The 21013-nt window shown below is 58.6% G+C and carries 25 protein-coding genes and 1 tRNA gene; 6 read left to right on the forward strand and 20 right to left on the reverse strand.

The window, feature by feature from the left end; all coding sequences use genetic code 11:
• Positions 1 to 78 precede the first annotated feature (78 nt).
• From BLV20_RS14940 to thrS, 9 genes are all read right to left on the reverse strand, one after another.
• A tRNA-Pro gene (locus BLV20_RS14940) sits at positions 79 to 155 on the reverse strand.
• Positions 156 to 246: 91 nt separating this feature from the next.
• Positions 247 to 603, reverse strand: a complete 357-nt coding sequence (locus BLV20_RS14945) for a MerR family transcriptional regulator (RefSeq protein ID WP_007920509.1) — start codon at positions 601 to 603, stop codon at positions 247 to 249.
• On the reverse strand, positions 584 to 886 hold the full coding sequence (gene ihfA, locus BLV20_RS14950; RefSeq protein WP_002553164.1) for an integration host factor subunit alpha: 303 nt from the start codon (positions 884 to 886) through the stop codon (positions 584 to 586). Before ihfA ends, BLV20_RS14945 begins: the two co-directional genes overlap by 20 nt.
• A gap of 3 nt (positions 887 to 889) precedes the next feature.
• A complete protein-coding gene (pheT, locus tag BLV20_RS14955) occupies positions 890 to 3268 on the reverse strand; it encodes a phenylalanine--tRNA ligase subunit beta (protein WP_092302704.1) in 2379 nt (792 codons plus the stop codon).
• A gap of 36 nt (positions 3269 to 3304) precedes the next feature.
• Positions 3305 to 4321: a phenylalanine--tRNA ligase subunit alpha gene (gene pheS / locus BLV20_RS14960; RefSeq protein WP_092302706.1), complete on the reverse strand. Its 1017-nt coding sequence runs from the start codon at positions 4319 to 4321 to the stop codon at positions 3305 to 3307.
• 109 nt (positions 4322 to 4430) lie between these two features.
• Positions 4431 to 4787, reverse strand: a complete 357-nt coding sequence (gene rplT, locus BLV20_RS14965) for a 50S ribosomal protein L20 (protein WP_007905879.1) — start codon at positions 4785 to 4787, stop codon at positions 4431 to 4433.
• A 30-nt stretch (positions 4788 to 4817) separates the two neighbouring features.
• Positions 4818 to 5012 (reverse strand): 50S ribosomal protein L35, encoded by a 195-nt coding sequence (gene rpmI, locus BLV20_RS14970; RefSeq protein WP_002553160.1) that lies wholly within the window; start codon positions 5010 to 5012, stop codon positions 4818 to 4820.
• 60 nt (positions 5013 to 5072) lie between these two features.
• Entirely contained in the window at positions 5073 to 5624 is a 552-nt protein-coding gene (gene infC, locus BLV20_RS14975) for a translation initiation factor IF-3 (RefSeq protein WP_169914426.1), read from the reverse strand.
• A complete protein-coding gene (gene thrS / locus BLV20_RS14980) occupies positions 5624 to 7546 on the reverse strand; it encodes a threonine--tRNA ligase (protein WP_092302708.1) in 1923 nt (640 codons plus the stop codon). Before thrS ends, infC begins: the two co-directional genes overlap by 1 nt.
• Positions 7547 to 7931: 385 nt before the next feature.
• Here thrS and BLV20_RS14985 point away from each other — a divergent pair, with 385 nt between their 5' ends.
• Both BLV20_RS14985 and BLV20_RS14990 read left to right on the forward strand, forming a co-directional pair.
• Positions 7932 to 8231 carry a hypothetical protein gene (locus BLV20_RS14985; protein WP_092302710.1) on the forward strand — a complete coding sequence of 100 codons (300 nt, stop codon included), beginning with the start codon at positions 7932 to 7934 and terminating at the stop codon, positions 8229 to 8231.
• A 294-nt stretch (positions 8232 to 8525) separates the two neighbouring features.
• Positions 8526 to 8738 (forward strand): cold-shock protein, encoded by a 213-nt coding sequence (locus tag BLV20_RS14990; RefSeq protein ID WP_003179963.1) that lies wholly within the window; start codon positions 8526 to 8528, stop codon positions 8736 to 8738.
• A gap of 72 nt (positions 8739 to 8810) precedes the next feature.
• Here the strand turns inward: BLV20_RS14990 and BLV20_RS14995 are convergent, their stop codons facing one another.
• Positions 8811 to 9122, reverse strand: coding sequence for an I78 family peptidase inhibitor (locus tag BLV20_RS14995; protein ID WP_092302712.1), 312 nt, complete (start codon positions 9120 to 9122; stop codon positions 8811 to 8813).
• Positions 9123 to 9283: 161 nt separating this feature from the next.
• Entirely contained in the window at positions 9284 to 9589 is a 306-nt protein-coding gene (locus BLV20_RS15000; RefSeq protein WP_092302714.1) for a hypothetical protein, read from the reverse strand.
• Between the two features lie 161 nt (positions 9590 to 9750).
• On the opposite strand from BLV20_RS15000, the gene BLV20_RS15005 reads away from it, so the two are divergent.
• A complete protein-coding gene (locus tag BLV20_RS15005) occupies positions 9751 to 9963 on the forward strand; it encodes a hypothetical protein (protein ID WP_092303168.1) in 213 nt (70 codons plus the stop codon).
• Between the two features lie 34 nt (positions 9964 to 9997).
• Here the strand turns inward: BLV20_RS15005 and BLV20_RS15010 are convergent, their stop codons facing one another.
• The 8 genes from BLV20_RS15010 to BLV20_RS15045 all read right to left on the reverse strand — a co-directional run bounded on the left by BLV20_RS15010 (position 9998) and on the right by BLV20_RS15045 (position 17686).
• Positions 9998 to 11026 (reverse strand): nucleoside hydrolase, encoded by a 1029-nt coding sequence (locus BLV20_RS15010; protein ID WP_092302715.1) that lies wholly within the window; start codon positions 11024 to 11026, stop codon positions 9998 to 10000.
• 37 nt (positions 11027 to 11063) lie between these two features.
• Complete coding sequence (gene rbsD / locus BLV20_RS15015; RefSeq protein ID WP_092302717.1) at positions 11064 to 11468, reverse strand: D-ribose pyranase; 405 nt, start codon at positions 11466 to 11468, stop codon at positions 11064 to 11066.
• Complete coding sequence (gene rbsK / locus BLV20_RS15020) at positions 11465 to 12382, reverse strand: ribokinase (RefSeq protein WP_092302719.1); 918 nt, start codon at positions 12380 to 12382, stop codon at positions 11465 to 11467. Before rbsK ends, rbsD begins: the two co-directional genes overlap by 4 nt.
• A gap of 23 nt (positions 12383 to 12405) precedes the next feature.
• Entirely contained in the window at positions 12406 to 13425 is a 1020-nt protein-coding gene (locus BLV20_RS15025; RefSeq protein ID WP_092302721.1) for a LacI family DNA-binding transcriptional regulator, read from the reverse strand.
• Positions 13426 to 13428: 3 nt separating this feature from the next.
• On the reverse strand, positions 13429 to 14406 hold the full coding sequence (locus BLV20_RS15030; RefSeq protein ID WP_092302723.1) for an ABC transporter permease: 978 nt from the start codon (positions 14404 to 14406) through the stop codon (positions 13429 to 13431).
• Positions 14403 to 15956, reverse strand: a complete 1554-nt coding sequence (locus BLV20_RS15035; RefSeq protein ID WP_092302725.1) for a sugar ABC transporter ATP-binding protein — start codon at positions 15954 to 15956, stop codon at positions 14403 to 14405. Before BLV20_RS15035 ends, BLV20_RS15030 begins: the two co-directional genes overlap by 4 nt.
• A gap of 57 nt (positions 15957 to 16013) precedes the next feature.
• Positions 16014 to 16967 carry a sugar ABC transporter substrate-binding protein gene (locus BLV20_RS15040; RefSeq protein ID WP_092302727.1) on the reverse strand — a complete coding sequence of 318 codons (954 nt, stop codon included), beginning with the start codon at positions 16965 to 16967 and terminating at the stop codon, positions 16014 to 16016.
• A 269-nt stretch (positions 16968 to 17236) separates the two neighbouring features.
• Entirely contained in the window at positions 17237 to 17686 is a 450-nt protein-coding gene (locus BLV20_RS15045) for a hypothetical protein (protein ID WP_092302728.1), read from the reverse strand.
• Positions 17687 to 18009: 323 nt separating this feature from the next.
• On the opposite strand from BLV20_RS15045, the gene BLV20_RS15050 reads away from it, so the two are divergent.
• The 3 genes from BLV20_RS15050 to BLV20_RS15060 all read left to right on the forward strand — a co-directional run bounded on the left by BLV20_RS15050 (position 18010) and on the right by BLV20_RS15060 (position 20266).
• The gene (locus tag BLV20_RS15050) at positions 18010 to 19098 is read left to right on the forward strand and encodes an asparaginase (RefSeq protein WP_092302730.1); all 1089 of its coding nucleotides are present in this window, start codon (positions 18010 to 18012) and stop codon (positions 19096 to 19098) included.
• 201 nt (positions 19099 to 19299) lie between these two features.
• Positions 19300 to 19572, forward strand: a complete 273-nt coding sequence (locus BLV20_RS15055) for a DUF1654 domain-containing protein (protein WP_092302732.1) — start codon at positions 19300 to 19302, stop codon at positions 19570 to 19572.
• A gap of 4 nt (positions 19573 to 19576) precedes the next feature.
• Entirely contained in the window at positions 19577 to 20266 is a 690-nt protein-coding gene (locus tag BLV20_RS15060) for an endonuclease (RefSeq protein WP_092302734.1), read from the forward strand.
• Between the two features lie 127 nt (positions 20267 to 20393).
• Here BLV20_RS15060 and BLV20_RS15065 read toward each other — a convergent pair whose 3' ends face one another.
• Entirely contained in the window at positions 20394 to 20750 is a 357-nt protein-coding gene (locus BLV20_RS15065; protein WP_092302736.1) for a penicillin-binding protein activator LpoB, read from the reverse strand.
• Between the last annotated feature and the right edge of the window lie 263 nt (positions 20751 to 21013).

Below are 21013 nucleotides of genomic sequence, written 5' to 3' on the forward strand. Positions count from 1 at the left end.
AGTATTGCGCAGGTTTTGTGCTGCCCCTAAACGAAAAAAGAGATCAGGCCGCTAAGTGCTTGATCTCTCTTAGGAATATGGTCGGGACGGAGTGATTCGAACACTCGACCCCTAGCACCCCATGCTAGTGCGCTACCGGACTGCGCTACGCCCCGACTAGGCGTGTTACTGGGTTTGCTTCTTAACGAAGCGCTCAAGAATATATCGCAAGCTTTTGAAATTTGGAAGTATTTTAAAAGCAGAAAATCACTTCTTGAGCACCACCAGAACGTCCTCCAACTCGGAGATCATCTGGCGGATCAATTGCTTGTACTGGGTCGTGTCGTCTTTGGCTTCATCACCGGAAAGGCGCAGCCGCGCTCCACCGATAGTGAACCCCTGATCATAAAGCAACGCGCGGATCTGTCGGATCATCAGCACATCCTGGCGCTGATAATACCGACGGTTTCCGCGGCGCTTGACGGGGTTGAGTTGAGGAAACTCCTGCTCCCAATAACGCAGCACATGCGGTTTGACCGCACAGAGCTCGCTGACTTCGCCGATGGTGAAGTAGCGCTTGCCCGGAATGACCGGGAGCTCGTCGTTATGACTTGGTTCCAGCATAAGCCTCAACTCGGGCCTTCAACTTCTGCCCTGGACGAAAGGTGACCACACGGCGTGCCGTGATCGGGATTTCTTCACCCGTCTTCGGGTTGCGGCCAGGTCTCTGGCGTTTATCCCGAAGATCGAAGTTACCGAAACCGGACAATTTGACCTGTTCGTTGTCTTCGAGAGCGTGCCTGATTTCCTCAAAAAACAGCTCGACCAATTCCTTGGCCTCACGTTTATTCAGGCCCAGCTCTTCGTAGAGACGTTCGGCCATTTCAGCTTTCGTCAGAGCCCCCATACGTCACTTCCTTAACGTGGCGTTCAACCTTTGTTCGAGCGAGGTGAGGATATTTTGCGTCGCGGAATTCACCTCATCGTCATTAAGAGTGCGCGATGGATGCTGCCAGGTCAAGCCAACTGCAAGGCTTTTTCTATGAGGATCAATGCCTTTACCTTGGTATACGTCAAACAACCTGAGGTCTGTCAGCCATTCGCCTGCATTCTCACGGATTACATCCAGCACTGCGCTGGCGGCCACATCGCGATCAGCCAGCAAGGCCAAGTCACGACGCACTTCAGGAAAGCGCGACAACTCATGGAATTCAGGCATTTTTCCTGCGGCTACTTCGGCCAGAACCAGCTCGAATACGAAGACCGGACGGTCGAGACCGAGGGTTTTCGACAATTCGGGATGGATAGCGCCGATATAACCCACCAAACGACCTTCACGCTCGATGCGTGCGGTTTGCCCTGGGTGCAGCGCAGGATGCTTGCCAGGCACAAAAGTAAACGCGTCGAGTGCCCCGGCAAAACCCAGTACTGCTTCTACGTCGGCCTTGACGTCAAAGAAGTCCACGACCTCGCGACCTTGCGCCCAGCCTTCCGGCAGGCGGCTACCGCAAACCACGCCGGCCAGCATCGGCTCTTGCTTCAAGCCTTCCAATTGGCCAACGAAACGCAGACCGCTTTCAAACAAACGGACACGGTCCTGCTGACGGTTCAAGTTGTGTTGAAGTGCCTTGACCAGACCGGGCCACAACGATGAACGCATGGCAGCCATGTCGTTGGAAATCGGGTTGGCCAGCAACAGCGGCTCGACACCCGGATTAAACAACTCGAACTGTTTCGGATCGATGAAGCTGTAAGTAATAGCTTCCTGGTAACCGCGGGCGACCAGCAAACGGCGCAGTTCTGGCAGGTCGCTACGGGCCTCAGCCTTGGCCTGTGGAGCCAGGCGCGCCTGTGGGTAGCGAACCGGCAGGCGATTGTAGCCGTACAGGCGAGCCAGCTCTTCGATCAGATCGACTTCCAGGCTGATGTCAAAGCGATGGCTTGGCACTTCAACGCGCCACTGCCCTGCTCCATCGGCAGCAATCTTCAGGCCCAGGGCACCGAGCAAACGCTCGACTTCCGAAGGTTCGATTTCCATGCCCAGCATCTGGGTGATGCGCTCAGCTCGCAGAGTGACCGGGGCGATCGACGGCAGATGCTGCTCGCTGACCGCTTCGATGATCGGACCTGCTTCACCGCCGGTGATTTCCAGCAGCAGGCCAGTGGCACGCTCCATGGCTTCACGGGCCAACTGCCAATCCACACCACGCTCATAACGATGCGAAGCGTCGGTATGCAAGCCATAGGAGCGGGCTTTGCCAGCGACGGCGATTTGATCGAAGAACGCGCTTTCCAGAAAAACGTCACGAGTAGTTGCGGTTACACCGCTGTGCTCGCCGCCCATGACACCGGCAATCGCCAGGGCACGGGTATGGTCGGCGATAACCAGGGTATCAGCGCGCAACGTTACTTCCTGGCCATCGAGCAGCACCAGCTTCTCGCCCTCTTCGGCCATCCGCACGCGGATGCCGCCGTTGATCTCAGCGAGATCGAAAGCATGCAGCGGCTGCCCCAGTTCCAGCATTACGTAGTTAGTGATATCCACGGCCGCATCGATGCTGCGTACATCAGCGCGACGCAGGCGCTCGACCATCCACAACGGTGTCGGCTTGGACAGGTCGACGTTACGAATGACCCGGCCCAGGTAACGAGGGCAAGCCGCCGGAGCCAGCACTTCAACCGGACGCACTTCGTCGTGCGCAGGCGCGACAGATATCACCACCGGCCGGGTGACGGGTGCGGCATAGAGCGCGCCGACTTCACGAGCCAGGCCCGCCAGTGACAGGCAATCGCCACGGTTAGGGGTCAGATCAACCTCGATGCTGGCGTCGTCCAGCTCCAGGTATTCGCGGAAATCCTTGCCTACCGGCGCATCGGCCGGCAACTCCATCAGGCCATCATTGCCTTCGCCCACCTGCAGTTCTGCCTGGGAGCACAGCATGCCATTGGACTCGATACCGCGCAGCTTGGCTTTCTTGATCTTGAAGTCGCCAGGCAGTTGCGCACCGATCATGGCGAAAGGGATCTTCAGGCCCGGGCGCACATTTGGCGCACCGCATACGACCTGGAAGGTTTCCGCGCCATTGCTGACCTGGCAAACACGCAGCTTGTCAGCATCGGGGTGCTGCTCGGTGCTCAGCACCTCACCCACTACCACGCCACTGAAAACACCGGCGGCCGGCGTCACGCTATCGACCTCAAGACCGGCCATCGACAGACGAGCAACCAGCTCGTCGCGACTTACCTGCGGGCTTACCCAGCCGCGCAGCCATTGTTCACTGAATTTCATCCTGCTCTCCTGAAAGATTCGTTACGGGCGTGCGACCTAGCGAAATTGCGCGAGGAACCGCAAGTCGTTGTCGAAGAACAGGCGCAGGTCATTCACGCCGTAACGCAGCATGGCCAGACGCTCGACGCCCATGCCGAAGGCAAAGCCCTGGAATTCTTCCGGATCGATCCCGGACATGCGCAGCACGTTAGGGTGAACCATGCCGCAACCCATGACTTCCAGCCAGCCAGTCTGCTTGCAGACACGGCAGCCTTTACCGCTGCACATCACGCATTCCATATCGACTTCAGCGGATGGCTCGGTGAATGGGAAGTACGAAGGGCGGAAACGCACTGCCAATTCTTTTTCGAAAAACACTCGCAGGAACTCTTCGATGGTTCCTTTGAGGTCGGCGAAATTGATGTCGCGATCGACCAGCAGGCCTTCGACCTGGTGGAACATCGGCGAGTGGGTGATATCGGAGTCGCTACGGTACACACGGCCTGGGCAGACGATGCGGATCGGCGGCTGCTGCGATTCCATGGTGCGCACTTGTACCGGCGAGGTATGGGTACGCAGCAGCATGTTCGCATTGAAATAGAAGGTGTCATGCATCGACCGGGCCGGGTGGTGGCCTGGGATGTTGAGCGCCTCGAAATTGTGATAGTCGTCTTCAACCTCAGGGCCCTCGGCGATGCCGTAGCCGATATGGGTGAAGAACTGTTCAATACGTTCCAGAGTCCGGGTCACAGGATGCAGACCACCGGAGACCTGGCCACGGCCAGGCAGGGTCACGTCAATGGACTCAGCGGACAATTTGGCAGCCAGCTCGGCCTCTTCAAACAAAGCCTTGCGCGTATTGAGAGCCTCTGTAACACGCTCCTTGGCAACGTTGATCAGGGCCCCCACCTGCGGGCGCTCCTCTGCCGGCAAATTCCCCAGGGTCTTCATCACCTGAGTCAATTCACCCTTCTTGCCAAGGTACTGAACCCGGATTTGCTCCAGGGCATTGATATCTTCAGCGCTTTGCACAGCCTCTAGTGCTTGAGAGACCAGCGCATCCAGGTTTTCCATGTACAGACTCCAGATACAAAATAGGGGAAGAGCTTGTAGGCTCTTCCCCTATTTATGACGTTTAACACCTGAGCCCACAAAGGCGAGCCCGGGTGACTGTCGGGGGTACTTAAGCCAGAGTGGCTTTAGCTTTCTCGACAATCGCAGCAAACGCCGCTTTTTCGTTCACTGCCAGATCAGCCAGAACCTTACGGTCGATCTCGATGGACGCTTTTTTCAGGCCGGCGATGAAACGGCTGTAAGACAGACCGTTGATACGAGCACCAGCGTTGATACGAGCGATCCACAGAGCGCGGAACTGACGTTTTTTCTGACGACGGTCACGGTAGGCGTATTGGCCTGCCTTGATTACCGCTTGCTTGGCAACACGGAATACGCGGGAGCGTGCGCCGTAGTAGCCTTTAGCAAGTTTCAGAATTTTTTTGTGACGTTTACGGGCAATGACGCCACGCTTTACACGAGCCATGAGTTACTTCCTCTATTCTTGATCCAAAAATTAACGAAGGCGCAGCATGCGCTCGACTTTTGCCACGTCAGACGGATGCAGCAAGCTGCTACCGCGCAGTTGACGCTTACGCTTGGTCGACATTTTGGTCAGGATGTGGCTCTTGAAAGCGTGCTTGTGCTTGATACCGTTAGCAGTTTTCAGAAACCGCTTAGCAGCACCACTTTTGGTTTTCATCTTTGGCATGTTCGGATACTCCGCATTCAGTTGATAAACATAATCAGAAGGCCTGCCGTGCCCTGTTGATTACTTCTTCTTTTTCGGGGCGATGACCATGATCAGCTGGCGTCCTTCCATCTTAGGATGCTGTTCGACCGAACCGTACTCTTGCAGGTCAGCTTCAACCCGCTTGAGGAGTTCCATCCCCAGCTCCTGGTGGGCCATCTCACGGCCGCGGAATCGCAAGGATACCTTGGCCCTGTCCCCGTCACTCAGGAAACGTACCAGGTTGCGCAGTTTTACCTGGTAATCCCCTTCCTCCGTCCCTGGACGAAACTTGATTTCTTTTACCTGAATCTGCTTCTGGTTCTTCTTCGCCGCGGCAATCTGCTTCTTTTTCTCGAAGATCGACTTGCCGTAGTCCATCACACGGCAAACCGGTGGGACTGCGTCGGCGGAGATTTCCACCAGATCAAGCTTGGCTTCTTCAGCAATACGAAGCGCTTCATCAATCGAGACGATGCCAATCTGCTCGCCGTCAGCGCCAATTAACCGAACCTCGCGTGCCGAGATATTCTCGTTGATCGGGGCTTTCGGTGCAGCTCGTTTATCTTGTCTCATTTCACGCTTAATAATAATTACTCCGAATCTGGGCGACCACGCCGGGAAACCGCTTGTGCAAGGAACTCCGAGAATTGAGCTACGGGCATCGAGCCCAGGTCAGCACCTTCACGGGTACGCACAGCGACAGTCTGCGTCTCGACTTCCCGATCTCCAATAACCAAGAGATAGGGAACCTTGAGCAAAGTATGCTCGCGGATTTTAAAGCCGATCTTTTCATTTCTCAAGTCGGACTTGGCACGAAATCCGCTTTGGTTGAGGGTTTTTTCCACGTCAAGGGCAAAATCTGCCTGCTTATCAGTGATATTCATCACCACGGCCTGGGTCGGAGCCAGCCACGCGGGGAACGCCCCTTCGTAATGCTCGATCAGAATCCCGACGAAACGCTCGAAGGAACCGAGAATCGCCCGGTGCAACATCACCGGATGCTTACGGCTGTTGTCTTCGGAAACGTACTCGGCGCCCAGACGGATCGGCAGGTTGAAATCGAGCTGCAAGGTACCACACTGCCAGACACGGCCCAGGCAGTCTTTCAGCGAGAATTCGATTTTCGGGCCATAGAACGCCCCTTCGCCCGGCTGCAAGTCGTATGGCAAACCAGCGCTATCAAGTGCGGCGGCCAAGGCGTTTTCAGCGCGATCCCACAGCTCATCGGAACCCACACGCTTTTCAGGGCGGGTGGAAAGCTTCATTTCGATGTCCTTGAAGCCGAAGTCGGCATAGACATCCATGGTCAGCTTGATGAATGCCGCGGATTCGGCCTGCATCTGCTCTTCGGTACAGAAAATATGCGCGTCGTCCTGGGTAAAGGCACGTACCCGCATGATGCCGTGCAATGCACCGGACGGCTCGTTACGGTGGCAAGCACCAAACTCGGCCAGACGCATCGGCAGCTCGCGGTAGCTCTTCAGGCCCTGATTGAATACCTGCACGTGGCACGGGCAGTTCATCGGCTTGATGGCGTAGTCGCGGCTTTCCGACTCGGTGGTGAACATGTTTTCGGCGTAGTTGGCCCAGTGCCCGGATTTCTCCCACAGGCTGCGATCGACCACCTGCGGAGTCTTGATCTCCAGGTAGCCATTGTCGCGCTGCACTTTGCGCATGTACTGCTCGAGCACTTGGTACAGGGTCCAGCCGTTCGGATGCCAGAACACCATGCCCGGCGCTTCTTCCTGAGTATGGAACAGCCCAAGGCGCTTACCGATCTTGCGGTGGTCGCGCTTCTCGGCTTCCTCGATACGCTGGATGTAAGCCGCCAGTTGTTTCTTGTCTGCCCAAGCGGTGCCATAGACACGCTGCAATTGCTCGTTCTTGGCATCACCGCGCCAGTAGGCGCCGGACAGCTTGGTCAGCTTGAAAGACTTGAGAAAACGAGTATTCGGCACGTGCGGACCGCGGCACATGTCGACGTATTCTTCGTGGTAATACAGACCCATTGCCTGTTCGTTCGGCATGTCCTCGACCAGGCGCAACTTGTAGTCTTCGCCACGAGCCTTGAACACTTCGATCACTTCGGCGCGCGGAGTGACTTTCTTGATGACGTCGTAATCTTTCTCGATCAGCTGCTGCATGCGCTGTTCGATGGCCGCCAGGTCGTCCGGGGTAAAAGGACGCTCGTAGGCGATATCGTAATAGAAGCCTTCATCGATCACCGGCCCGATAACCATCTTGGCTGTCGGATACAGCTGCTTGACGGCGTGGCCAACCAGGTGAGCGCAAGAGTGGCGAATGATCTCCAGCCCCTCTTCATCCTTTGGCGTGATGATTTGCAGGGTCGCGTCGCCGTCGATCGAATCGCAGGCATCGACCAGTTTGCCATTGACCTTGCCGGCTACGGTGGCCTTGGCCAGACCTGCACCAATGGATGCGGCGACCTCAGCTACGGAAACCGGATGATCGAATGAACGTTGACTGCCGTCGGGAAGAGTAATAGTGGGCATGGCGCCTCCTCTCCTAGTGGTGACCCCTACCAAAGGTCACGTGGGTTGGGATGAGCCAGTACGCGGTTCGATCCAGGCCGTTCGTGATGAACGCCTGCCTCACAGTGGCAGGAGCCTTGCGGCCAACCGGTAAAACGAACCAGAGTGACTGGAGTTCAAATCAGAAAAATAGAGGCATAAACCGCGGTGGGATTGAAACCTGCCCAGAGCCTGAAAACACCCAAGCCGGGCATGCTAGCACAGATGAACGGTCATCGCGCCGTACTTCCCCTAAGAGCAGCGTATTAGCGCTTTCTAAGCTAGAAATGAACTTGGTGTGTATCCAAGGTCTCAAATACACCGAGAATTACTATTCTTGTACCCCATCTCAAGGAGAGCTCGACTCATGCGCCTCACCCAACTATTCGCCCTTGCCGCACCTCTCGCCCTACTGCTGCCATTGAGCGCGCAAGCCGCCTGGCCAGCCGGGGTACGTGCCGAATACATGAAGGATTGCACGGCTGCCGCCAGCCAGAGCGTTGATGTGAAAAGTGCTGAAAAGCACTGCGCCTGCGGTGCGGACAAGCTCAATGAGAAATTCACGACAGACGAAATCAAGCAACTCATGAGCAGGCAGACCCCACCTGATCCGGCGCTGAGAACCAAGGCGCTGGACGCTATTGCCGCTTGCCGGGCAGTGAAATAAGTCTTTAAAAGTGCGAGACATGGCCCTGATTCCGGCCAGATGCGATCTGAAAACAGGTCTTTTTTCACAATTTACGCAGCTTTTACGGCTTTTTTTATCACCGGATATTTTCGGTGAAAGCCCCTTAAACCGGGGCCTTCAGCGGATTGAAGCAACAAAACGGACTCAACCACCTGGGAATCGGCATGTCCGGGGGGCTCCCAAGTCGAACATTTCGACTATGATAGCCCGGTGTGCCCAGTTGGCCTGAGCAGCACAGTACTACTGAAAATATATGTTTCTTGGAGATACACCATGTCTAATCGCCAAACCGGCACCGTAAAATGGTTCAACGATGAAAAAGGCTTCGGCTTCATCACTCCTCAAGGTGGCGGTGACGACCTGTTCGTACACTTCAAAGCTATTGAAAGCGACGGTTTCAAAAGCCTGAAAGAAGGCCAAACCGTTTCCTTCGTGGCTGAGAAAGGCCAAAAGGGTATGCAAGCTGCACAAGTTCGTCCTGAGTAATTTCTCAGCGAGCTAAAAAAACCCCGTCCATGTGACGGGGTTTTTTATGCGGGATACAAAAGCGCTGAGGAATCAGCCGCAGTTGACCCGGGTCACCACCAGGTTGGTATCGGTATTGAGGTTCAGCCGATCGGAGCGGTACTCCAGGGTGATCATGTCATTCGGCTTGAGGATACGAGCGTTTTGCGCACCGGCGCGAGTCCGTGCCTGTTCCAGCAGCTCAGGCGAGGCTTTTTTGCCGATGGCGAACTCTGCCGCCTTAGCCTCACAGCGGCTATGGCCGCTCTCGGTCACTACCGGATCCTTATCCGGAGAAGAAGTGCTGCACCCTGTCAAAACGACAGCAGCCAACAAAGTACCGAATGACGCGAGCTTCCAAGGCATGAAGCCTCCTTTTCAAAAATAAGCAGAGACAGTGCGACAACCGCTCTGACTATTGGTTTCACAAACGCACTGGCCAATGGCCTCTTGGCCAGACAGCGGGCAAGTCTGCATCAGGTACAGCCAGGTTTTCACCCGACAATCGTGACCGGATATGAACAGCCTCAGTAAATATCGATGTAATCGAACGGCGGCTTCGGCCAGTTCTGTTTCAATGCATTAAAAATCTGCATCACCCAGACCTCATCGCTGGCCGCTACCAGCCCGACATAACCGGACCCGGCCGCCCAGGTTTCCAGCCTGAACAGTAGGCCGTCGATTTGTGCGCCACCCACCACCCCCGACGAGATATAGGCAATGCCCGTCCTGGTCACTCGCAATTGGGTATGCACATCGTCACTGGCCGATGCCAGCAATTGGCGTACCGCCTCGAAGGTCAAGGCGTCAGGGTTGTTCAAATCGATCTGCACACTGGCCTCCTTTGAAAACAGACAATGACCAAGTGTCGCACAGCCCTCCACTCATGCCTAAGTCGCAGTGCGAAATGCCCGCCAAGATGTTTAACTTACAAGACCGGAAGCCCTCGCCAAGCGCCTGTCCGGCCTTCCCTTTCCGAGCGAGTGAGACTTCCATGGCCACCGTGACTATCGACGCCGACATCAAAGCCAAATGGCCTGAAGGCCATTGTTCCTATAGCCCGGGCAGCCCCGAAGAACTGGCGATCATCGGGATCGATCTATTGGTCAGGGAGCTGGGGACCGAGGCGGCCCAGGCATTCATCGAGCAGATATTCGACAAGTATCCCGGCGACCACTCGGGCACGCCGGATACAGAGAAGGCGTAACACCCGGCAGGCTGGCACCTGCCGGGAATATCAGCTATTTCAGGCGAGCCAGGCGCTCGGTCAGCAGATCGAAGAAACCCTGGGCATCGCCATTCTCCACCCAGAACACATTTTTCTGCTGCTTCAGGCCGTCGTACCAATCGACGACAGTCTGGCCAAAGGTCGGGCCTTCGCGGCTGTCGATCACCATATTGGCCTGGCGCCCGCTGAACAACTCAGGCTTGAGCAGGTAGGCAACGACCGTTGCGTCATGCACCGGGCCACCCGGCATACCGTAGTGCTCCATATCATCCTTGACGTATTCGTTGAGGATATTCCCCACCACCTTGCTGGCATTGTTATTCAAGGCCGCGATCTTTTGCAGGCGCGCCTCGCTGGTCAGCATCTTGTGGGTGACGTCCAGCGGCAAGTACGTCAGCTTCACGCCGCTCTTGAGCACCACTTCGGCAGCCTGCGGGTCGGCGAACAGATTGAACTCCGCAACCGGGGTCATGTTGCCGCCATTGAAATGCGCCCCGCCCATGACCACCACTTCCTTGATGCCTTGGGTGATATCCGGTGCCTGGATCAGCGCCAGCGCCAGGTTGGTCTGCGGCCCGAGCATAGCGATGGTGATGCTGTGGGGTTTGGCGGCCCGCAAAGTGTCGATCAGGTAATTGATGGCACTCCCCTCGGCCAGGCCTTTTTTCGGCTCGTGTACCGTGACCCCGGAAATGCCTTCCTTGCCATGGATATTCTCGGCATAGATCGGCGTGCGCAGCAGCGGCTTCGGCGCACCGGCATACACCGGCACCTCTTCGCGCCCTGCCCACTCACGGGCCAGGCGTGCATTGCGCGAAGTCTTGTCCAGGCGCACGTTACCGGCCACCGTGGTCAGCGCGCGGACACTCAACTCTTCCGGCGATGCCAGGGCGAACAGCAACGCCACCACATCATCAGCCCCTGGATCGGTATCGATGATCAGGTCGATTTTTTCTTTGGCATGGGCGCTTGTAGCAGTGAACAGGGACACGAGCAGAACACTCCGGATCAGACCTTTCAGTAACTGAGCATAACGGCGCATGGCGCACTCCTTTGCGTGGTTAAACAGAATGGGGCGCTTAGAACGTCACCCCGGCAATCAAAGCGATGTTGCAATAAGGCTGGCACTCCCCTGTGCGGACGATGGCTCGCACCTGTCGGCTGAGCACCTTGAATTCATCGTGACTCAACAGCTTGCGCACACCCAGCGCGCCCTCGGCGCTCAACGCCTCAAGCGCCTGCAGAGTCGGGGACTGTCGGTCCAGGGTCTCCCGGGCCAGTGCATGGCTTTCCACCTGCATCTCACAAAGCACCACCTGCAAGGTGCTGAGAAAATCCGGGATGCCCTGGGTCAAGGCCAGGTCGATCAACTCGACGCCCGCGGGCACGGGCAGGCCGGCATCGCCGATGACCACGATATCGCCGTGCCCTAGGGAGGCAATCAGTCGCGACAGGGCGACATTGAGCAAAGGTGTTTTTTTCATGCCGGGGAGAATGCCTGTACGTCGGACAGCGTGGGAATGGAAGGCTGCGCGCCTGGCCGGGTTACCGACAGTGCGGCCGCGACCTGGCCGAAACGAATCGCCTCGGCCTCGTTCTTGCCGGCAGCCAGGGCTGCGGCAAAACCACCGACGAAGGTGTCGCCGGCAGCCGTGGTATCGACCGCCTTGACCTTCGGCGCCGGGAAATGTTCGAAGCGTGTGCCATCGGCGAACAACGAGCCCTGGGGCCCGAGCGTGATGATGACCTTACCGGCCCCAGCGGCTACCAGATGGCCAGCCGCGGCTTCGGCGCTCGCCAGGGAGTCCACCGGCAAGCCGCTGAGGGCGGCGGCCTCGCTTTCGTTGGGAATCAGATAGTCGATGGAGGCGTACCAGTCCGCCGGCAGAGGACCACTGGCAGGCGCCGGATTGAGAATCACCGTCTTGCCCAGTGCGCGACCGCGCTTGAGGACATGCCCCACCGTAGGCAGCGGCACTTCGAGCTGGCAAATGATCACGTCGGCGGCCTGCAGCACCTGATCGAAACCACTGACGACTTCCGGGGTGAGCTGACCATTGCCACCCGCCACGATCACGATCGCGTTCTGGCTGCTGTCATCCACGACGATCAAGGCGACGCCACTGGAGCCCGAGACGGTGGTGACGGCCTGGCAATCGATCTGTTCGGCGAGCAGCGCCGAGCGCAATTGCTCGCCATAAGCGTCGTCGCCGACGCAGCCAACCATCGACACCTGGGCCCCCAGACGGGCCGCCGCCACCGCCTGGTTCGCTCCCTTGCCGCCGGAAACCGTGGCAAACGACTGGCCAACCAGGGTTTCACCGGCACGCGGCAGCCGCTCGGCCCGGGTGACCAGGTCCATGTTGAGGCTGCCTACTACCACTACTTTTGCTGGCATACATCGATACTCATCAATTCGATTCAACGGTATTCGGCGAATGCGCCGGCCACGGGCGCCGTCGACTCGCGCAGGACAATGCTCGGCGTGACGATACGCTGGTCGGTCGGCAGCCCGGGGGTGGCGATGCGGCGCAGCAACAACTCCGCCGCCTGCTCGCCCAACTGCAGGATCGACTGGCCGACCGTGGTCAGCGCCGGGTAGACATAACGACTCATCTGGATATCGTCGAAGCCGATCACCGACAGCTCGCTTGGCACCCTGATATTGCGCTCCGCCGCTGCACGCAGCACACCGATACCCATCATGTCGTTGCCGGCAAAAATCGCGCTCGGTGGGTTGTCCTCCAGCAACCGCGCCGCCGCGTGATAACCGCCGGTGCTAGTGAAATCGCTCTGCAGGATGCGCTCCGCGGGCACCTCCACACCGGCTTCGCGCAATGCCCGCTGAAACCCCGCCAAGCGCAACTGCGCCACGCTGGTGTAGTCCGGGCCGCCGATGCAGGCAATATCGCGATGGCCCAACTCGAGCAGATGCCGGGTCGCCAGATACGCGCCATATTCATGATCGATGCGCACCAGATCCGCATCGACCCCTTCCAGCCCACGGTCGACTATCACCATTGGCGTGCGCACGGCAGCCAATCCCTTGGCCAACCCACCGTCGCCACCGGCCGAAGTCACAATCAGGCCGTCGATGCGCTTTTCCAGGAGCACACGCAAGTAGCTGCGCTGCTTTTCCGGGTCGTCGTCGGAGTTGCAGAGAATCACGCAGTAGCCGTTGCGCTCGCAATAATCCTCGATCCCCCGGGCCAGCTCGGCGAAATACGGGTTGAGGCTGTTGGGCACCAGCAGGCCGATGGTCGCCGTGGTCTTGGCCTTCAGCGAGCGCGCCACGGCACTGGGCACGTAGTCGAGCTGCTGGATCGCTGCCTCGACCTTGATCCGCACCTCATCGCTGACCGGGCGCGTCTTGTTCAGCACATGGGAAACCGTGGTGTAGGAAATTCCCGCGAGTGCCGCCACATCTTTGATCGTTGCCATGACTCAGCTCCGCCGGCTTGCGCGCTGGCTTCGATATGTATCCAGTACCACCGCAATCACGATGACTGCGCCGGTGATGATGCGCTTGGTCGGCTCGGTCGCGCCGATCTGCGCCAGGCCCGCGGCCAGCACGGAAATGATCAATACCCCGAAAAAGGTGCTGATCACCGACCCGCGCCCGCCCATCAGGCTGGTCCCGCCGATCACCACGGCCGCAATCACTTGCAGCTCCAGGCCGGAACCGGCATTCGGGTCCGCCGCCTCCAGGCGCGAGATCTGGAACAGCGCGGCAATGCCCGCCAGCAGGCCCATCAGGCTGAACACCAGGATCTTGTAGGGCTTGGGGTTGATGCCCGCCAGGCGTACCGCCTCCTCGTTGGTGCCGATGCCGATCAGGTAACGGCCGAACACCGTGCGCGTCAACACCGCCTGGGCGATGAAGATGATCAGCAGGGCAATGATGAACGATGGCGAGATACCAAAGGCGATCGGGTTCGACAACCAGGCAAAGGCATCGCCGATATAGGCGGTGCGCGAGCCGGTCATCTGGTAGGCCACGCCACGCGCCATTTCCAGCACGCCTAGGGAGACGATGAACGAGGGAATACGCCAGGCCACGGTGATCGAGCCGGTGATCGTCCCGGCCAATGCCGCGCAGGCCATGCCCAGCAACGCCGCCGGAAGGACGCTCCAGCCCCAGCCGAGAATCGCCACGCTGACGGTCGAGGCTGCCAGGGCCAGTACCGAACCCACGGACAGGTCAATGCCGCCAATGATCAAGACAAAGGTCATGCCCACCGCCAGCACCATCAGGTCCGGAATCTGGTTGGCCAGGGTGCTGAAGGTGTCATAGGAAAGAAAGTGGCTGCTCAGCGTCGAGAACAGCGCAATCATTGCCAGCAAGGCACCGGCCAGCCCCAGATAGGTGCCCAGGCCGTAGTAGTTGCCGCCACGCTTGCCGGCCGAAGATGCAGTTTTCATGGGAGGTCCCTAGGCGCCGCTTCGTTGAGCAACGCATCACGTTTTTGATAGCCGGCGAAAGCCGCGGCAAGCAGTTCATCCTGGGTCCAGCTGTCGCGCTCGAAGGTATCGATCAGGCGCCCGGCGGACAGCACGCCAATGCGATCGCAGATCAACATCAACTCCCGCAGGTCGCTGGAGACCACCACCAGCGCCTTGCCTTGGCGGGTCAGTTCGCCAAGCAGGCCATAGATATCGAACTTGGCGCCGACATCGATGCCTCGGGTCGGTTCGTCGAACAGCAGCACCGCGCAATCGCGCTCCAGCCAGCGGCCGATGACCACCTTCTGCTGGTTGCCGCCAGACAATTCGGAGACCAGCTGCGCCGGCCCCGAGCTGCGAATGCGCATGGCATCGATCTGCCGCTGCGCCAGCGCCGATTCGTCACGGCCATTGACCAGGCCGCCACGGGAGATTTCCGGCATGTTGCCCAGGGCGATATTGGCGCTGATGGATTGCGTCAGCAGCAGGCCTTCGCCCTTGCGGTCTTCGGTGATCAGGGCAATGCCGTGGGCCACCGCGTCGACCGGCGAACGGATATTCGCCACTTGCGCCGGATAACCCAGGGCCACCGTGCCGCTGTCGGCCTTGTCGGCGCCGAAGATCAGTCGCAACAGTTCGGTGCGCCCTGCCCCGATCAACCCGGAAATACCGAAGATCTCGCCGCTGCGCACCTCGAAAGACACGTCCAGAACCTTGTCGGAACGACTCAGGCCGCTGACCGTCAGGGCCGGCGCGCCAATCTTGCGCGGGCCGAGATCGATGTGTTCGCCCAGCTCGCGCCCCACCATCAGGTTGACCAGTTGCTCGCTGTTGTAATTGGCCATCGGCTCGACGCACACCAGGCAACCGTCACGCAGCACGGCAATGCGCTGGGCGACCCGGGCCAGCTCTTCCAGGCGGTGAGAGATATAAATGATGGCCACGCCACGGGCCTGCAGGCGCGTGATCTGCTCGAAAAGCAGCTCGACCTCGCGGGCCGTGAGCATTGCCGTCGGCTCATCGAGAATCAGCACATGGCAGTCGCCGATCAAGTTGCGCGCGATCTCCACCATCTGCTGGTGGCCAATCCCCAGTTCGCCGACCAAGGTGTCGGGGTCGATCGCTTCCAGACCGACCTGGGCCATGGCTTCGATCGCTGCCTTGCGCAACTGTTTGCAACTGATCCAACCGCCGAGGCTGGGCAGGTTATGCAGGAACAGGTTCTCGGCCACCGACAAGGTCGGCAGCAGGTTGAGTTCCTGCATGACCATGCGGATGCCCAGCTCTTCGGCCTGGGTGCGGCTGCCGGGACAGTACGCCTGCCCGTTGAATTGCATTTCGCCGGTGGTCGGGGCGACCAGGCCACCGATGATTTTCGACAGGGTGCTTTTACCCGCGCCGTTTTCCCCGGTCAGCGCCAGCACCTCTCCGCGCATCAGCGTCAGGTCGATGCCGGTCAATACCGGTTGCGCGTAGGTCTTGCCGATACCGCTGACCGAAAGGACAGCGTTCACAGCGGAAACTGACATAAGAAACTCTCCATGCGCCCGCCCGATCAGGCGGGCGCCGTTGCGCCGCCAGAACGATTACTGGGTGACCAGCTCAACCGGAGTTTCGATCACGCCATTGGCGCCATCTACCTTCTCGCCCTTGAGAATCTTCAGCGCCGTCTCGATTCCGAAGACAGCCTGCTTGGCGGCGAACTGATCGGCGGTCGCCAGCACTCGGCCGTCCTTGAGCATCGGCTTGATGGCATTGATGTTGTCGTAGCCGACCACCTTGACCTTGCCGGCCTTGCCCGCCGCGCGCACCGCCGAGACGGCACCGACGGCCATGCTGTCGTTACCGGCCAGCAGCGCCTTGAGGTTCGGGTATTCGCTGAGCATGGCGGCGGCGACACGGTTGCCGGCGTCGATTTCCCAGTCACCGGATTGCAGCGAGACCACCTTGATCTGCGCGGCTTCCATCGCATCCTTGAAGCCTGCGGTGCGCTGCTGGGCGTTGGTGGTGGTGGACACGCCTTCGATAATGCCGACTTCGTCACCGGCCTTCAGGTCCTTGGCCAGGTACTCGCCCACCAGGCGCGCGCCTTTGCGGTTGTCGGGGCCGACAAAAGGCACGCTGATGTTTTTGCTCTTGAGGACGGCCGGATCCAGCTGGTTGTCGATGTTGATCACGGTGATACCGGCGTCCACCGCCTTCTTGATCACCGGCACCATGGCCTTGGAATCCGCCGGGGCGATTACCAGCGCATCGACCTTGGAAACGATCATCTGCTCGACGATACGGATCTGGTTGGCGGTGTCGGTCTCATCCTTGATGCCGTTGGAAACCAGGTCGAAATCGGCGGCATGGTCTTTTTGATATGCCTTGGCGCCGTCTTCCATGGTGAGGAAAAATTCGTTGGCCAGGGACTTCATGACCAGGGCGACCTTGGGTTTTTCCGAGGTCTCGGCGAATGCCGAAGAGAGAGGAAGCGTAGCGGATGCGGCAGCCAGAACAGCGACAGCGAGAAGACGTCCAGCGAATGGCAGCTTCATGGGTTCACTCCGATCTTATGATTATTGTGAGCAACGCTTGCGCCGACGACGCTCGACGAACTCCAGGCCTGATAAGTGCGACTTGAAGCGAACCTGAAGTGCGTGCGAGCTTTATTGTCCAGGCATTCCCGGAACCTGCGCAAACGTTTGCGTAGAACGAACTATGCGAACCCTGCCGGGATTTGTCAACGCCAATACCACGCGCCGCCGAGCACCGCGGAACGCCCGCAAAGACGCTTCGTATTTCGCCAAATCAAGACATTGCACGATCAAGCCGTGGTACTGACCAGTGCGCCCGACGAAGCGTCCTTGCTCAGTTCCTTGACCAGCTTCCCCGCCACTTCCTGCAGCGCGCCGTTGGTATCGACGATCTGGCCTTGAATCGCCATCACCACGGTCGCCTTGGCTTCAGGGGTCGGATAACTCGCCGCCTGGGCAGCGGCCAACTGCTGCTGTTGCTCCTGCAATTGGGCCTGCAGTTCTTTCATGCGCTTGAGCAGCATTTTCACCACCAGGCTTTGATTGTCCCCTTCAGAGCCTTGGGTCTCTGCCTTCTCGGCCTCGGAAGCGGATGCCACTCGCAGCTTGCCCTCTTCATCGATCCCCAGGGCTTGCGCAGCGTTATCGGCGGCGCCCTGGCTCAGAGCCTCGATAGTGGCTGGTGATTTACCGTTGATAGTGATGGCCCCGGCAGCGGGAAAACCGACAGAAATAGACATGTGAGCTCCATAAAGAAACGATCCTTGAAGGGCATCGGCTGCCGGGGCCAGCTCTTTAATTCAGAACTTCCGCAACGCCAACCAGAACTGTCGGACAACCGAACGCGAATCCTCCAAGCATTCGGAAAACCGGACGACGAAACTTTCCCGGCATTCGAAAAATAAAAATAAATTGATATAAATCATTAACTTAAAAGAGTTTTGCGACCACAGTCCGGCTGGTACAGATCCTGCTCTTCCTTTTCGCCCGCGGCATTCAGATCTGTCTCGGGTGTATCTAGATGAACCTGCACCAGCACCGTCTCACTACTAGAGAGAAAATAATGAAATCTGCTTTCAACACCCTTGTTCCGGGCGCCTTGGCCCTCCTCTTGCTTCTTCCGACTGCGTTGCAGGCAAAGGAAGTCGAAACCAAACAGAAACTGGCCAACGTGGTCGTGCTCGCGACCGGCGGCACCATTGCCGGGGCTGGCGCCAGTGCCGCCAATAGCGCCACCTACCAGGCCGCCAAAGTCGGCATCGAGCAGTTGATCGCCGGCATCCCCGAGCTGAGCCAGGTCGCCAATGTGCGCGGCGAACAGGTCATGCAGATCGCCTCTGAAAGCATCACCAACGAAAACCTGTTGCAACTGGGCCGCCGCGTCGCCGAACTGGCCGACAGCAAGGACGTCGATGGCATCGTGATCACCCACGGCACCGACACCCTGGAAGAAACCGCGTACTTCCTGAACCTGGTGGAAAAGACCGACAAGCCCATCGTAGTGGTTGGCTCGATGCGTCCAGGCACCGCCATGTCGGCCGACGGCATGCTCAACCTGTACAACGCCGTTGCCGTCGCCGGTAGCAAGGAAGCCCATGGCAAGGGCGTGCTGGTCACCATGAACGACGAGATCCAATCGGGTCGCGACGTCAGCAAAATGATCAACATCAAGACCGAAGCCTTCAAGAGCCAATGGGGCCCGCTGGGGATGGTGGTGGAAGGTAAATCCTACTGGTTCCGCCTGCCGGCCAAGCGTCACACCGTGGGTTCGGAATTCGACATCAAGACCATCAAGAGCCTGCCTGACGTCGAAATCGCCTATGGCTACGGCAATGTCAGCGACACCGCCTACAAGGCCCTGGCCCAATCCGGCGCCAAAGCCATCATCCACGCCGGTACCGGCAACGGTTCGGTGTCTTCCCGCGTAGTGCCAGCCCTGCAAGAGCTGCGCAAGAACGGTGTACAGATCATTCGTTCGTCCCACGTCAATGCCGGCGGCTTTGTACTGCGCAACGCGGAACAGCCTGACGACAAATACGACTGGGTCGTGGCCAACGACCTGAACCCGCAGAAAGCCCGCATCCTGGCCATGGTCGCCCTGACCAAGACCCAGGACAGCAAAGAACTGCAGCGCATGTTCTGGGAATACTGATTGACCCGCCCGACCTTGGTCGGGCATCGCTCTACCACGCACTCGCCCGCCCTGGGCGAGTGCTCCGCCCCCGTCGGCCGGCCCCGTTTTCTTCCCGCAGACAAAAAATCCCTATCCATTTGCAGCAATCCACGGATATCGCGGTCTGAAGAACTTCTTGAATTTTAAGCGGTTGCGAAATTTCCTACAGTAAAATACTGTATGCGCATACAGCTTAATAAGGAATGTTCCGTGCCCGCCGCAGCAACTACCCCACCAAGCTCTTATGAACGCCTCGGTTTGCGCGTTCAGAAAATCATCAATTCGCCCAACGCACAAAAAGCCAAGGCTGCCCTGATCTTCCGTCAGCCCGACGAAGCGGTCGCCGAGTGGGAACGCCTGCTCGAGGAAATCGCCGAGAACGACAACGTCACCCTCGCCTATCGCGATGACGGCGGTGTGCAGATTTTCTGGGTCGTGCCGAAGGAAGACTGAGTCGATGATTGTCCGCTGTTTTGCTGTATTGCTGTTTCTCGTTGCCCTGAATGCCCAAGCCGATGCGCCCCGTACCTTCAACGAAGCGAAGAAAATCGCCTGGAAGCTGTATGCCCCGCAATCCACCGAGTTCTACTGCGGCTGCAAATACAGCGGTAATCGGGTCAACCTCGCCGCCTGCGGTTATGTACCCCGCAAGAATGCCAATCGCGCCGCGCGCATTGAGTGGGAACACATAGTCCCCGCCTGGCATATCGGCCATCAGCGCCAATGCTGGCAGCAGGGCGGGCGCAAGAACTGCACACGCCACGACCCGGTTTTTCAACGTGCCGAAGCCGATCTGCACAACCTGGTGCCGAGCATTGGCGAGGTCAATGGCGACCGTAACAACTTCAGTTTCGGCTGGCTGCCGGCGCAATCCGGCCAATACGGCTCATGCCTGACCCAGGTCGACTTCAAGGCCAAGAAGGTCATGCCGCGCCCCTCTATCCGCGGCATGATCGCCCGGACCTACTTCTATATGAGCAAGCAATACGGCCTGCGCCTGTCGAAACAGGATCGCCAGTTGTACGAAGCCTGGAACAAGACCTATCCGGTACAACCCTGGGAACGCCAACGCAATCAAAGCGTGGCTTGTGTGATGGGACGCGGCAACGAGTTCGTCGGCCCGGTCAACCTGAAGGCCTGCGGCTGATCCTCGTTCAAGTTGCCGATAAACACCTGGCGCCTGGACAGGCCAGCCTCCGCAAAGATCAATGAGCGCCGGCAAGGCCGGTCGCTCACACCCCAGCGACGGCCTGCCTGGCATTCAAGGGAACGGCTTATTGCGCGACGCGGTGCTCGATCACCTGCGGTTCGATATTGCGCTTCTTGGCCTTGGCCAGCTTCTCGACCAACTCGGCCTTCTTGGCCTCGGCTTCGGCCTGGGAATCGAATGGGCCGACCAGCACCCGCTCCTTGCCATCTTCGACGACGACATAGGAAATGATGCCGTGCTCGATCAGCCAGCCGGCCAGATCGCTTGTCGCCTGAGGCAGGGTGCCGGCGACCAGCACATCCCATTGCTGGGTCGTGGCGGTCTGCGGCGGCTGCGCCTGGACGACCGGCGCCACTTTCTTGTCGGCCTCGACATTCTTGCCCTCACCGCATCCTGCCAGTGCCAGAACCGCCATCATCATCGCTACTGTGCGCACAACCTACCCCTTGAAAGTCTGAGGCGGCGATTTTAGCACCCCAATCCCCTGCATAAACGCCACAAAATCAGCGCGAAACAAGGAGAATGATATTTATCGCCTCTGTATAGTTGCACCTCGGGAATTAATACAGCGTCTGCGCGTCAGAAAGAGGCACCCACACAGTGGGACTTCGCAGTAATCTATACGCACTACTACCGACATCTGCACTGTCTGAATCAGGTGCCCCTACCAAGCAATCAAGGAGA

The organism is Pseudomonas sp. NFIX28 (genome assembly GCF_900107395.1).
Classification (GTDB): Bacteria; Pseudomonadota; Gammaproteobacteria; order Pseudomonadales; family Pseudomonadaceae; genus Aquipseudomonas.

Bases quoted from the DNA above. Each gene is read 5' to 3' on its own strand.
- BLV20_RS15005 (WP_092303168.1), top strand. From the start codon at position 9,751: ATGGCCACCGTGACTATCGACGCCGACATCAAAGCCAAATGGCCTGAA.
- BLV20_RS15055 (WP_092302732.1), top strand. From the start codon at position 19,300: ATGCGCATACAGCTTAATAAGGAATGTTCCGTGCCCGCCGCAGCAACT.
- rpmI (WP_002553160.1), bottom strand. From the start codon at position 5,012: ATGCCAAAGATGAAAACCAAAAGTGGTGCTGCTAAGCGGTTTCTGAAA.
- rbsK (WP_092302719.1), bottom strand. From the start codon at position 12,382: ATGCCAGCAAAAGTAGTGGTAGTAGGCAGCCTCAACATGGACCTGGTC.
- BLV20_RS15035 (WP_092302725.1), bottom strand. From the start codon at position 15,956: ATGTCAGTTTCCGCTGTGAACGCTGTCCTTTCGGTCAGCGGTATCGGC.
- BLV20_RS15030 (WP_092302723.1), bottom strand. From the start codon at position 14,406: ATGAAAACTGCATCTTCGGCCGGCAAGCGTGGCGGCAACTACTACGGC.
- BLV20_RS14990 (WP_003179963.1), top strand. From the start codon at position 8,526: ATGTCTAATCGCCAAACCGGCACCGTAAAATGGTTCAACGATGAAAAA.
- BLV20_RS15060 (WP_092302734.1), top strand. From the start codon at position 19,577: ATGATTGTCCGCTGTTTTGCTGTATTGCTGTTTCTCGTTGCCCTGAAT.
- BLV20_RS14945 (WP_007920509.1), bottom strand. From the start codon at position 603: ATGCTGGAACCAAGTCATAACGACGAGCTCCCGGTCATTCCGGGCAAG.
- BLV20_RS14995 (WP_092302712.1), bottom strand. From the start codon at position 9,122: ATGCCTTGGAAGCTCGCGTCATTCGGTACTTTGTTGGCTGCTGTCGTT.
- BLV20_RS14985 (WP_092302710.1), top strand. From the start codon at position 7,932: ATGCGCCTCACCCAACTATTCGCCCTTGCCGCACCTCTCGCCCTACTG.
- BLV20_RS15050 (WP_092302730.1), top strand. From the start codon at position 18,010: ATGAAATCTGCTTTCAACACCCTTGTTCCGGGCGCCTTGGCCCTCCTC.
- thrS (WP_092302708.1), bottom strand. From the start codon at position 7,546: ATGCCCACTATTACTCTTCCCGACGGCAGTCAACGTTCATTCGATCAT.
- BLV20_RS15040 (WP_092302727.1), bottom strand. From the start codon at position 16,967: ATGAAGCTGCCATTCGCTGGACGTCTTCTCGCTGTCGCTGTTCTGGCT.
- pheS (WP_092302706.1), bottom strand. From the start codon at position 4,321: ATGGAAAACCTGGATGCGCTGGTCTCTCAAGCACTAGAGGCTGTGCAA.
- BLV20_RS15045 (WP_092302728.1), bottom strand. From the start codon at position 17,686: ATGTCTATTTCTGTCGGTTTTCCCGCTGCCGGGGCCATCACTATCAAC.
- BLV20_RS15025 (WP_092302721.1), bottom strand. From the start codon at position 13,425: ATGGCAACGATCAAAGATGTGGCGGCACTCGCGGGAATTTCCTACACC.
- BLV20_RS15065 (WP_092302736.1), bottom strand. From the start codon at position 20,750: ATGATGATGGCGGTTCTGGCACTGGCAGGATGCGGTGAGGGCAAGAAT.
- rbsD (WP_092302717.1), bottom strand. From the start codon at position 11,468: ATGAAAAAAACACCTTTGCTCAATGTCGCCCTGTCGCGACTGATTGCC.
- pheT (WP_092302704.1), bottom strand. From the start codon at position 3,268: ATGAAATTCAGTGAACAATGGCTGCGCGGCTGGGTAAGCCCGCAGGTA.
- BLV20_RS15010 (WP_092302715.1), bottom strand. From the start codon at position 11,026: ATGCGCCGTTATGCTCAGTTACTGAAAGGTCTGATCCGGAGTGTTCTG.
- ihfA (WP_002553164.1), bottom strand. From the start codon at position 886: ATGGGGGCTCTGACGAAAGCTGAAATGGCCGAACGTCTCTACGAAGAG.
- rplT (WP_007905879.1), bottom strand. From the start codon at position 4,787: ATGGCTCGTGTAAAGCGTGGCGTCATTGCCCGTAAACGTCACAAAAAA.